The organism is Flavobacterium phragmitis (assembly GCF_900112575.1).
Classification (GTDB): Bacteria; Bacteroidota; Bacteroidia; order Flavobacteriales; family Flavobacteriaceae; genus Flavobacterium; species Flavobacterium phragmitis.
The window spans coordinates 266445-280261 of the sequence record NZ_FOMH01000010.1 but is presented as its reverse complement, the minus strand read 5'-3'; the positions used below and the strand labels follow the sequence as shown (position 1 = coordinate 280261).

Annotated in this window: 5 protein-coding genes; 4 read left to right on the top strand and 1 reads right to left on the bottom strand. The window is 36.1% G+C overall.

Features of this window, described 5'->3' with window-relative positions:
* Positions 1 to 125: 125 nt before the first annotated feature.
* Complete coding sequence (locus BM289_RS18390; RefSeq protein ID WP_091496262.1) at positions 126 to 2741, bottom strand: beta-glucosidase; 2616 nt, start codon at positions 2739 to 2741, stop codon at positions 126 to 128.
* 298 nt (positions 2742 to 3039) lie between these two features.
* Here BM289_RS18390 and BM289_RS18385 point away from each other — a divergent pair, with 298 nt between their 5' ends.
* From BM289_RS18385 to BM289_RS18370, 4 genes are all read left to right on the top strand, one after another.
* Positions 3040 to 7374, top strand: coding sequence for a hybrid sensor histidine kinase/response regulator transcription factor (locus tag BM289_RS18385; RefSeq protein WP_091496260.1), 4335 nt, complete (start codon positions 3040 to 3042; stop codon positions 7372 to 7374).
* 386 nt (positions 7375 to 7760) lie between these two features.
* Positions 7761 to 8519, top strand: coding sequence for a hypothetical protein (locus BM289_RS18380; RefSeq protein ID WP_091496258.1), 759 nt, complete (start codon positions 7761 to 7763; stop codon positions 8517 to 8519).
* 158 nt (positions 8520 to 8677) lie between these two features.
* Positions 8678 to 11899, top strand: a complete 3222-nt coding sequence (locus BM289_RS18375) for a SusC/RagA family TonB-linked outer membrane protein (protein ID WP_244165414.1) — start codon at positions 8678 to 8680, stop codon at positions 11897 to 11899.
* 24 nt (positions 11900 to 11923) lie between these two features.
* Entirely contained in the window at positions 11924 to 13816 is a 1893-nt protein-coding gene (locus BM289_RS18370; protein ID WP_244165413.1) for a RagB/SusD family nutrient uptake outer membrane protein, read from the top strand.
* Position 13817 lies beyond the last annotated feature (1 nt).

The window sequence follows — 13817 nt, the reverse complement described above, 5'->3', positions numbered from 1 at the left end:
TAGAGACTACGATAAAATAAATAATAAAAACCGCATAATCTGCGAAAGCGAGGTTTTGGTTCATTGTTAGTAGTATTTTGTAATTAAAAGGCTTTAATAGTTAATTGTGTATATAGTGAAGAAAATTATTTGTCAAATGTTAGCATTCTTCCAATTATGTTTAGGCGTCCAGTCTGAACATCGGAAGAACCATCGGGTTGCTTTCCTCCAACTGAAATTGTAAACCATCCTGGTTCTACAACTCTTTGTTTTTTCTTATTGATTAATGATAATTGTCTTGGAGTCAAAATAAAATCAACAGTTTTAGTTTCACCTTTCTTTAGACTAATGCGTTCGAAACCTTCCAATTGGATGATTGGACGAGGTGTTGAAGCTTTTTCATCTTTAATATACAATTCCACTACTTCTTCGCCGTCACGGTCTCCAATATTGGTTACGTCAACAGACACTTTCAAATCTTTATCTGCTGTTGCAGTTGATGGAAGCTGTAAATTACTGTATTTGAATTTGGTATAACTCAAACCAAAGCCAAACGGATACAAAGGTGTCTTGTCAAAATAGCGGTAAGTACGGCCTTTCATATCATAGTTTTCAAAAGCAGGAAGCTGATCTACCGATTTATAATACGTGACAGGTAATCGTCCTGCCGGATTGTAATCGCCAAAAAGAACATCAGCAATGGCATTTCCTCCCTGTTGCCCTGGATATCCTGCTGTTAGGATCGCGGGAACATTATCATTTGCCCAGTTAATGGAAAGTGCGCTTCCGTTGATTAAAACCAAAACAAGAGGTTTTCCGGTTGCAACCAAGGCTTTCATTAATTCTTCCTGATTGGCTGGTAAATTAAGGCTTGTACGATCACCACCTTCAAAACCATCAGCTTCGACTTTCATTTCTTCGCCTTCCAGACGTTCGTTTAATCCTAAAACCAAAACTACTGCATCTGCTTTATTGGCGGTTTCAACAGCTTCTTTCAAAACATTTTCTTGGGGCTCTGCCCATAAAAGTTGCGCTATGGCATCGCCATAGAAGTTTTGATATTTTACCTCTATTTTATATTTCCTTCCAGCTTCTAGTTCAATTTTCTGCGGACGAATTCTTGGATGATGATTGTTTTTTCCTCCCGTTGATTTTCCAGTTTCAATCTCAACAGTCATAAAAGGTTTTGCCCAGTCTGATATTTCGTAAACTCCGGATTTCGGTACAGTAAGATAACCGGACCATTTTACACTGTAATTCCCCATTTTCATTCTTGGATCGGGAGTATTAATGTCCCAGTGAAAATCTATATTATCATCATTACGGACAAAAAGAGGTTTTCCTTCCCATTTGCTGTTATCATAATATTCGCCAGTTAAACCTTGTTTTCCGTTTTCATTTTGAAAATAAACAGATGGAATAACCGTCATTTCCGGAACACCTTTGGCAAGATCAGTTCCTTTTGCGTACAATACTTTAGTATTAGGTTCTATTTTATTTTGAATGCCTTTTAAAACTGTTACAGGATTACTTGGTACGCCGCTGTAATTGCCCCATAAAGATTGTACATCATCTGCATTTGGTCCAATTACTGCAACTGTTTTTAAGTTTTTAGAAAGCGGTAAAGCATTATTTTGATTTTTTAGAAGAACGATACTTTTTTGTGAAGCTATTCGAGCCAGCCAGTCATTAGCAGCGTTATTGTTGACTGAAAACGGAATCTGTGCATAAGGAACAATTTCGTCCGGATCGAACATTCCTAATTTAAAGCGGGCTGTAAAAAGGCGTTTTATAGTTAAATCGATATCGGCTTCCGAAAGCAGTTTACGATCCAGAGCTTCTTTTAAAGCTTTGTAACTGCTGCCACATTCCAAATCTAAGCCCTCTTTTACGGCAAGAGCAGAAGCAGATGCCGCGTCATTTGTAATTTTATGATATTTCCAAATATCTGTAACAGCACCGCAATCTGAAACAATATAACCCTGAAAACCCCAATCATTTCTAAGAATATTAAACAAAAACGGACTAGCACTGCAAGATTCTCCTCTAAAACGATTATAAGCTCCCATGACAGAATAAACGCTTCCATCTTTTACAAGAGTTCGGAATGCGGGTAAATAGGTTTCATACAAATCAATATCGCTGACATTCGCATTGAACTCGTGACGGGAAGGTTCCGGGCCGGAATGTACCGCATAATGTTTGGCAGTCGCTACTACTTTTAAATATTTTGGATCGTTTCCCTGAAGCCCTTTTACATAATTAAGCCCCAATTGACCAGTTAAATAAGGATCTTCTCCATAAGTTTCATGTCCGCGTCCCCAGCGTGGATCGCGAAAAATATTGACATTTGGAGACCAAAACGTCAATCCCTGATACATGCCGTGCTGTCCTAGTCGAAGATACTCGTGATGTTTGGCACGTGCTTCGTCTGAAATCGCATTGGCAACATCCAAAACTAATTGTTTGTCCCACGAAGAGGCAATCGAAATAGACTGCGGGAAAACAGTGGCAAATCCTGCTCTTGCAACTCCATGAAGTGATTCATTCCACCAATTGTATGCTGGAATTCCGAGACGCTCAATTGCTGGGGCAGAATCCATCAGCTGACTGATTTTTTCCTCTACAGTCATTCTGGAAACTAAATCATTTACACGCTGTTCAATAGGTAAGTTAGGATTTTTAAAGGCAAGGTTTTCCTGTGCGAAAGTGGTTAATGTAGCAAAGTTTAGCATTAACACCAATTTGTATACTTTTTTCATCAAATTATTTGGATGTTTTTTGGTTTGATAGTTATTCTTTTTTTAATATGGTTTTTTCGTAAGTGTTTAGAACATTAGAAAATACAAAATTAAATCTTAATATTTTTCAGCTGAGTATTAATTGCTATTTAAAGGGTGCTGTAAAGCTTGAAGCTTATTTTTATCATTTTGATACTGAGAAGCAAAGGGGGATAAATTGCTAATTAAAGGAGGACATTCTGCTATTTAAGCCTTCAGTTCTAGGTTAGGTAAAGAATTTTGATATTTTTGTTATTCCTGCCAAAATGAAAAACTTACCATGTTGAAACATACTTTACTCGTCTTTTTATTTTCTTTTATCTGTACTAAAGGTACATCTCAGCCTCAGGGCGTTTTGACTCATTTTTCCAATGACGGTAAGTTAAGCCAGTCAAGAGTTTTGGGAATTCAGCAGGATAAAAAAGGATTTATCTGGCTGGCTACTTTTAATGGTCTGATTCGTTATGATGGAAATACATTTAGAAAATTTAAAGTCGGGCAGGAAGATGTTTCGTTGAATATACAATCCAATCGTGTTTCAAAATTTCTTTTTGATGCTAATGGAAGAATCTGGATTCAGTCGGAAAAGAATGATGTTTACTATTTTGATAGCAATCAATTAAAGTTTCATAATCCGATTGAAGAGAAACCTGATAATGTGGTTTTTGAGCAATTCAAAATCATGCGTTCGGGCAGAACATGGCTTTTTCCAAAAGATAAAAACGAAATGATAGCTTTTGAAAGTAACGGACAAATTAGAAAAGTTAGTTTCGACAACACCAGACATTTTGGAAAAATTACAGATGTATTGGAAGATAAGAGAGGTGTAACCTGGTTTTTGTCCAGTAAAGGACTTTCAAGATTAAATAAAGGAGCTAAACAGCCCGAATATTTCTTTAATAATGCGTCAGAACATACAGGAAAAGGAAATTCGTTTAATATTGCTGTTGAGACAAAAGACGATCTTTGGTTTGGAGGTAATCATGGGAAATTTATCAGATACAATAAAAAATCAACTACATTTTTTGATCTAGATTTAGGAATTCAAGATGATATTCTGCTTTTAAAAGAAATAGGTGATAGCAAAATATTAATTGTAAAAAAGAAGGAAGGTTTCTGTACTTATGATATAAAAACAGGGAAATTCAATAATTACAATAGTACTTCACTAGCAGGTCTTCCGCAGGAAAGCATTAATTTTTTAGGACTTACAGCTTTACGCCGATTTTGGTTTGATACCCCAAATTCAGGAATATTTATGTTTGATCTGATGACCGAAAACTTGAAGAAACTGGAAGTAGATCCCAGCGAGCCTTCTACGGCAGCTGGCAGACAAAAAAGTTTTCTGCTGGCATCCCCTAATGGAACAGTCTGGCTTCAGTCTGGTAAAGGTGCTTTTTCGTATTGGGATGAAAAACAGAACAGATTGTTTTCTGTTATCAGATGCATCAAAGAATCCAAAGAAACATTTTCGGATGTAATGCATACGGCAGCGTTTGATAAATTGGGAAATCTTTGGTTTTGTTCTCATAAACAAGGTTTAGACTTGATTGTATTTAATAACAGTAATTTTCTAAAATTAAATTTAAGCGCGTCAGGAAATCATAAAAAACACAATGTAAGAAGTTTGATGGAAGACCGAGAGAAAAATCTCTGGGTCGCCAGTCGTGATGAGAAAATTGAAATTTTTGATGCACAGAAAAAAAGAATTGGAAACTTAGGCTCAGACGGTACTTTGTCTTCAAATAGTCCGGGCTGGGGAGCCGATATTTACAGTATGATGCAGGATGCACAAGGAAGAATATGGATTGGAACAAGAGGAAATGGCGTTTTCTGTCTGACCCCAAAACCGCTTGCTTTGAGCTTTTCTGTGAAACAGTACAAATATGATAAAGACAATATATACAGCATAAGTTCTGATGATATCTATAAAATTTTTCAATCTTCAAATGGCCAGATATATTTGGCAACTTGGGGAGGCGGACTTAATTTGATTAAAGAATCGGCTGGGAAAACGAGTTTTATCAGTTATCGTAATGAACTTAAAAATTATCCAATCGGTAGAGCAGATAAAGTTCGTTCGGTTGTAGAAACCAAGGATCATAGAGTTTTCTTTGTTTCCTCTTATCGATTATTTTCTTTATCTGGTGAAAAACTATCGGCAGATAAAATGCAGTTTAAAGATCATTTTCAGGCTTCAGGAAATGATATTTTGGATATTATAGTGACTTCAGAAGGAAAACTGGCATTATCTACAAATGGAAAAGGATTGATTCTGGTTGATATCAATAAATATGATCAGATAAAAGAGGAAACATTTTGGAGTGAAAACTTCGGATTTCCTTTAGAAGGTGTTGTAGGAATGCAGGAAGATAAATTTGGAAAAATATGGCTCATGGGCGATAACCAGATTGTTCGTTTTGATCCAAAAGACAATAGCAGCGAAACTTTTCCAGAATTAAAATCGATTATAGGAACCGAAATATTCTCAGAAGCAACAAAATGCAGATTATCCAATGGTGAAATAGTGGCTGGTTATTCAGATGGAATAATTTATTTTAAGCCGGAAGCCATTAAATCTTCGAAATTTAAACCTTATTTAGCGATCTCTGGATTTTTGGTTAACAATAAAGAATTATTTGAAGTAAATCCAGAGACACCAAAGAATCCTGATCTTTTAACTGATGTTACTTTAAAACACGATCAGAATTTTTTTAGAGTTCAGTTTTCGGCTTTGGATTATATTAAAAATGAGAATATTGTTTATCGATATAAATTGGAAGGAATCGATAAAGACTGGAATTATCTAAAAGGAGGTCAGTCGATTAACTATACTAATTTGGGAAGAGGAACGTATAACTTAATAGTATCTTCGACAAATGGACATAATTTGTGGCTGGATAACGAAAGACAAATCAAGATAACGATTAAGCCTTCTATTTGGGGAACTTATTTTGCTTATTTCTGCTATTTGGTATTTGCTGTTGGTTTGTTTTTATTGGTGAGACGTGCGATTTCTACAATACTAAAACTGCGAAATGATGTACGGGTAGAGAAAGAGGTTAGCGCCTTGAAACTAAACTTCTTTACTGATATTTCGCATGAAATCCGTACACCACTTACGATGATTACCGCTCCTTTAGAAGTGATGCTTTCAGATAATAAGCTGGATGAATCGGCAAAATCGCAGCTTCGAATTATTGAAAAATACAGCAATAAATTATTGAATTTAGTCAATCAGATTCTCGATTTTAGAAGAATGCAGGACAGAAAGCTGGAAGTTCGCGAAATTGATTTAGGCGAATTTGTAAAAGAAGTTTGCGAGGGTTTTACAGAAGTAAGTCTGCGCCGAAATATACAATTGAAAGTGAGTATCAGTCAAACCAAACCCCATATTTGGGCAGATCCTGATAGTCTGGATAAAATTTTGGTAAATTTGCTTTCCAATGCTTTTAAATATTGTAAAAAAGGAAATGTTATTGAAGTAAAAGTTGAGGAAACCGAGAAAAAGGTTTGTTTAAAAGTAATTGATAATGGCCCTGGAATTAGTGCGGTGGTTCAGAAGAAACTATTTGTACGTTTTTCTAATTACAATGAAAATCCTTTTAATCCAAGCACTGGAATCGGTCTTTCGATTGTAAAAGATTCGGTTGAAAAACACGGAGCGGAAATTTCAGTTGAAACCAAATTAGGAAAGGGAAGCAGCTTTGAAATAAATTTCCAAAAAGGATACGATCATTTTTCTGATGATGTTGAAATTCATTTTGAAGATACAGAGGAACATTTTACAGAAGATATTCAACAGAATGAAATAGTAAATGAGGAACCAATCACAGAAGAAATAAGAGAAAAACCAGTTGGTTTAATAGTAGAAGATGATCCCGAATTGAGAAATTTTATTCTTTCTATTTTAAAAGAGGATTATACTATTTATACCGCCGAAAATGGAGAAGAGGGTCATATGAAAGCGGAGGAATTATCACCGGATTTTGTAATTAGTGATATCATGATGCCGGAAATGGATGGGATAGAAATGCTCAAAATTATTCGAAACAACTTTGCAATCAGTCACGTTCCAGTTATTTTATTGAGTGCAAAAACGGCTATCGAAAGCAAATTAGCCGGAATGGAATATGGAGCCGATGATTATATTACAAAGCCTTTTAATGTGAGTTTCTTAAAAGCAAGAGTAAAAAATGTTCTGGAACAGCGTATTCGTCTACAGCAGCTGTACTCAACAGGAAGTATTGCACAAATTGCAAAAGAAGAGCCTTTACAGATTTCGGAGAAAGACAATAAATTTATGCTGAGAGTCATAGAACTTGTAAAAGAAAATATTTCTAAAACCGATTTTTCCGTAGATGAATTAGGAAAATTGATGTGCATGTCACGCGCCAGTTTTTTTAATAAACTGAAAGATGTTACTGGAGTTTCTCCAGTTGTTTTTATAAGAGACATGAAATTAAATGAAGCGGCGAATCTGCTGAAAAATGAAGATTTATTAATTAAAGAAATCTGCTTTGAAGTCGGTTTCAGTGATTTGAAATATTTCGGAAAATGTTTTAAATCAAAATACAATTATACTCCTGCGGAATATCGCAGGCAATTTCGCTGAAAATAGTATTTAAAAACTGATTTTTGAACTCGTTACTTGTAGTAACGAGTTTTTTGTTTTTAAGAATTTCTTTGTTGTGATATGTATTTTTATTTGTGAATATTTTTTTACATAAAATAAAAAATGGTATTGATAATTAGTAAAAACCTATGTTTTTAAGGTGAAATAGCGATTTAACCCTTTTCGAAAAGCAAAATTTACCCCTCAATACAATACGCTATATCTAGTTTTGCTTCATAATCGGAAATGATTTTACTAACTAACCTTAAAACCAAAATTATGAACCAAACCAAATTTTTAACTCAACTCTCAAAACCAAAATCTGCAAACTGTAGCTGTAGAAAGTTCGAAAAGCAAAATAGTAGTCATCTTTAAATTTTGCTGTTATGAAAATCATGAAACAATTAATATTTGGAGCAGGAATATTGCTTTCAATATTAAGTTCCTGTTCAAGTGACGATTTTAAATACGAAAGTTCTACAGTAAAACTATTAGATTTTCAATTAAATGATGTGCCTTGGAACCTGAATGTCGGAATTTCTACAAGACCGCTTTTTGTGTACAAAGACAACGGAGAGTATTTTGCCAACTACAGTTCGCTTTATCCTTTTTCGCTAGATGATGGAAAATACAAATTTGTAGCTTCAGATTATCCGGAACAAATGATTCCGTCTCCAACAAATCTGAATGACCTTATTGTGCCACAGCCGGCATTAGCCAATCAGCATGTGAATCTTTCGGACGCGATGCCTTACGCTTCGCCTTTTGATCAACCGCTTACATTGAATATTAAGACCAGAACGGGAATACTTCGTTTAAAATCTTTAGATGTAAATGCGGATAGAAGTTACACCACCATTAAAACAACAATTTCAGTAAAAAGAAGCGGTTACAAAGTTTTGGACGGAACTTATATCAACGAAGATATGTTCGTAACGAGAAGCAAAGCCACAACGAGCGGTGGAATTAATTATGCAGAAGATTTTATTTTATTTCAAACAGGCGATCCTGCAAACAATGTCCGAATTAAAATCGAATGTTTAGATCAAAATCAGCAGGTCGTTAAAACAAAAGAGATCGAAGGAACCTTTGCGATTGAAGCCAACAAAGTCACAAATGCCGATTTCTATTTGAACGCACTTTAAAATACTGCTTTCTAAAATACTTACAAAATATAATTAGCCTCTTTGACGGATTTCTTAAAGGCAGGAACATGCAGTACGATGTATTGGCATAGTAACTTCCTGCTGTTTCTTGTGAATCCATAATTGGCTTTTAAAATAATTAAAGAAATATTCTAGTTATGAAGATGAAAAAACATATCTGGGGCATTTTAGCGGTCTTATGTTTGACATTTGGTGCTTATGCTCAGAAGCGTGTTACTGTGAGCGGTACAGTAAGGGATAATATGGGACTTATTCCGGGCGCAACTATTATTGTAAAAAATGAAAATACCAACACGGTTACCGATTTCGACGGGAAATTCAGCATAGCTGTAAATGACCCCGCAACAGCAGTTTTGATTGTCAAATTTATTGGACTGACTGATGAGACCGTTGCCGTAAAAGGACGCACATCTGGAATTACGGTTCAAATGAAAGAATCGAACAGCGAATTGAATGAAGTGGTTGTTATTGGTTACGGAACTCAAAAACGTAAAAACTTAACAGGTGCCGTTGCCAGTATAAAAGGAACGGAACTGGCAAAAGTGCCAACAGCAAACGTAGCCGAAGCCTTGACAGGAAGACTTCCGGGAGTTCAGGTTACCACTGTAGATGGTTCGCCGGGAGCAGAGGTGAAAATTAGAATTCGTGGAGGAGGATCTATTACAGAAGATAATTCGCCTTTGATTTTGGTTGATGGATTTGAAGTTGCCAATTTAAATGATATTCCGCCAACAGATATCGAGTCTGTAGAAGTTTTAAAAGACGCGGCGTCAACAGCTGTCTATGGTGCCAGAGGTGCAAATGGAGTAATTATAGTCACGACTAAAGTTCCTAAAGCTGGAAAAGTTCAGGTAAACGTTCACAACTATACGCAGATTAAAACACTTGCCAATCATTTGGATGTAATGGATCCGTATGAGTTTGTGATGTTGCAGTACGAGAATGCACGTAAAGGAAGTTCTAATCCAACCGGATTTTACAATCAGTATGGTAAGGCGAACGAATTATACATTTATAAAGGAAACAAAGGCACGGACTGGCAGGACGAAATTTTCGGGAGCAACCCAATTTCAAGATATACCGATATCAATGTGAATGGCGGAAGCGAAAAAACAAAATTCAAATTCACGTTTGTAAATCAGGATCAGCCGGGAGCTTTGGTAGGAACAGGAATGCGTCAGAATTATGTTTATCTGATCATGAATACAAAGCTGACGGATAACCTTTTGTTTGAATATCAAACCCGTTTAACCAATCAGACTATTGATGGTTCTGGAACAGATGGTGTGAGTTTGCTTCGAGCTTTACGCGAAGCACCAACTCGAGGTTTGGAAGATTACATGACTTTACCGGATGATAATACTTATTTTGATCCCGAAGATTATCAAACAAAGCCTCGTTTTAATCCGCTTGAAGAAGCAGACAAAAATTATCGTAAACGTATTACGAGAATTTTTAATACACAAGGAGCCTTGACATGGACAATCCAAAAAGGATTGACGTTTCGTTCTTCTTTTGGTTACGAATATAAATATCAGGAAGACGGACGTTTCTATGGTACAGATACGCGTATCGCAACAGATAATAATAATCTTCCTGTAGTATATTGGTCCATGACACAATCGCCACGTTGGCAGTTGAATAACGTATTAAACTACGGATTCAAATTAAAAGAAAAACATGATTTTCAGTTGATGATTGGACAGGAGATAAAAGATCAGGAATCTAAAGCCAAATTTTACCGTTCCCGTTATTTTCCTGATGATATTTCAGGACCAAAAGCATTAGATAATCTGGCTTTAGGAACTCCTTTTGATAACGGTTCATTGGCTGAATCGCCGAACAGAATTGCTTCCTTTTTTGGAAGAGCAAATTATGGTTATGATGATCGTTACTTATTTACATTCACGGTTCGTACGGACGGTTCTACAAAGTTTGGCCCTGACAATAGATGGGGCGTTTTCCCTGCGGGAGCTTTTGCATGGAGAATTTCAAACGAAAGTTTCTTAAAAGAGAGTCAGACGGTTTCTAATCTTAAACTTCGTTTGAGTTATGGAGCTTCAGGAAATGATAGAATTAAAGCCGATTTATACGCAAAATATTATGGTGTTTCTAGAGATCGTTCTATAGGTTGGGGTGAAGAAAATCAATACTATTATAATTTTTACAACAGCCAGTATCTGAACAATCCAAATGTAAAATGGGAAACGACATATACAGCAAACGCAGGTCTTGATTTTGGTTTCTTCAAAGAAAGACTAACTGGAACATTGGATTTCTATTACAATAAAGTAAAAGATTTATTGGTACCGTCTGATATCGCATCAGTTTCAGGATTTACCAAAATGATGACCAACGTTGGACAGACTTCTAATAAAGGAGTTGAATTGGCGCTTAACGGAAGTGTAATCACAAAAAAAGACTTTCAGGTTGATCTGACTTTCAACATTGGTTACAACAAAAATAAAATTGACAAATTGGCAAGCGGAGAACAGGAATGGATTTTAAGTTCGGGCTGGGCGAGTACTCAATTATTAAACGACGATGATTACCGCGCTTATGTAGGCGGAACAAAAGGTTTGATTTACGGTTTCGTAAATGACGGATTCTATACTATGGACGATTTCGAATCTTTTGATGCCGTAACCAGAACTTGGAAATTAAAAGAGGGAGTAGCTAATTCTAAAAATCTTTCAGGAGATCCGGTTCCGGGAAATGCCAAGTTTAAAAAACTGACTCCTGTTGATCCTTCAGATCCAAACAGCTATGTAATTGGTGACAAAGACAGAAAAGTTATTGGAGATACAAATCCTGATTTTTCTGGTGGATTTGGTGTAAATGCCGTTTGGAAAAATTTCGATTTAACTGCTTTCTTCAATTTCATGTATGGTTTTGATGTTTACAATGCCAATAAAATTATGATGACTTCATTCTTCCAAAATAACCAAAACAATTTTGGAATGGAAGTAGGATTGGATAAACGTTGGAGAAATTATGACGACATGGGCAACGATCTTCGTTATTCTCCTGAATTATTGGCAAAACAAAACGAAAACGCTACGATGTGGAATCCGGTAAGTATTGGTCGTCCTATTGCGATGTCTTATGCGGTGGAAGATGGTTCTTTTTTAAGATTAAACACATTGAGTATTGGTTATACCATTCCAAAACAGCAAAGTAAAGCAATTGGCCTAAGCAGAGTGAGATTGTACGCTACAGGAAGCAACTTGTTTGTTTGGACAAATTATTCAGGATACGATCCGGATATCAATTTAGAAACCGGTCTTACGCCAAATATAGACTACAACGCTTATCCAAGAACGCGTAATTACGCTTTTGGAGTACAGCTGTCATTTTAATTAAACGAATTAAATCACAAAATGATGAAAAATATAGTATTAAGTTTTCTGTTGATTTTTGCGCTGACTTTTACAGGTTGCGAAGAGTACTTAGATGTACAGCCTGGATCAGGTTTTACTCAGGCAGAAGTTTTTAAATCAGAAAAAGACATTCAGTCTGCTGTTGCAGGAGTTTATACACTGATGCTTGCTGAAGATGCCTATTCGAACCGTATTGCTTTTGTTTTTAATACCAATACCGATGTGGAAATGGCTGGTGTTGGAACCAATACAGTAAACGGAAACGGTTCTGACATTGCTTGTTACGATCCAAAACCTTATTGGACAACGTTAAATTCAACCTGGAGTGCAATGTACAAAATTATTAATATGGCAAATGATGTTATTGAAGGAATCGAAAGCTCAGATTTATACAAAACAGATCCAAAAACGCAGCCTTCTAATGTAATGCAGATGTACGGTGAAGTAAAAACAATCCGTGCGATGGTTTATTTGGATATGATTCGTATTTGGGGTGATGTTGTTTTTAGAACTAAATCTTCAACAGGAGATGAAAACTTCGCTGTGGGAGTTACAGATAGAAATACCATTTTAGAGTTTCTTATTGACGATTTGAAATCAGTTGAACCTTTGATGAAAAATGCAAGCGAATTAGACTATGGTGTAGAACGTGCTTCAAGAAGTTTTAATCAGGGATTGATTGGTTTACTGGCTCTTACTCGTGGTGGATGGACACTTCGCCCAGACGAAAACAATCCGGCGAATATTGGCCACATGGAAAGAGGAAAAAACTATGAGCAGTATTATGATATCGCAATTCAGTATTTAGATAAAGTGATTCAGGGAAAACAGCACGATTTAAAACTAGGTTTTAGAGAGTTTTGGATCAAACAAAACAACTGGGAAACTCCAGTTAATGATGATGTGATGTTCTCTATCGCCATGTTGAAAAACTCTTCTGGTGAATACGGTTATTTAGCCGGAATTCCTATTGCGTCCGGAAATCATCCTTATGGATCAGCTTCTGGAAATCTAAGTTTATGTGGCGAATATCTTTTTTCATTTGATAATAAAGATTTAAGGAGAGATGTTACTTGTGCTCCCTATGGTTACGATTTAAATTTAAATCAGGAAATGCGTTTGGGCATAGCTCGTTTAGCCGTTGGAAAATGGTCTAAATTATACATGACAAGCCCTTTGGGAGGCACTAGTGAAAAAGGAACTGGAGTCAATTATTCCTGGATGCGTTTTGCTGATGTTTTATTAATGTATGCCGAAGCTGTAAACGAACGTTTTGGTCCACGCGAAGACGCTAAAGAATGTCTAAGACGTGTGAGAAGAAGAGCCTTCGCACAAGCGGATTGGGGAGCTAAAGTAGATAATTATGTAAACGCTCAATCTTCGCCAGAATTATTCTTTAAAGCCATTATGGATGAACGTAAATGGGAGTTTGGAGGAGAAAGCAAACGTAAATTCGATTTAGCGCGCTGGAATAAATACAGTGAAGTGGTCTACAACCAGTATTACAAATTATTCAACTGGGGACGTGTCGCTAACGGAGCGTATGTTCCGGGAATCGATCAGGTTCCAGGGAATGTCTATTATAAATTAGTTACGGATCCTGCTAACTCAAGCAGAAAAATTCTGGATATACAGGGAATTAATCAAATTCTGACGGCAAATCCTGCTGGTTATACCGTACATCCGTTCGCGATAAGCTGGTATTCCTTAAATAATGATACGGCGAGTTACGAACCGATAAATGAGATAAAATGGAGTTTTAGAGGATTCATTAACTACAATAATGCTTCATCGGTTTCACCAAATAATCCGTTGCGTTATTTATGTCCTTATCCATCAAAGGTGATTACAGATCATCGTGGAGCCATTCAAAATTATTATGGTTTTAATTTTTAAT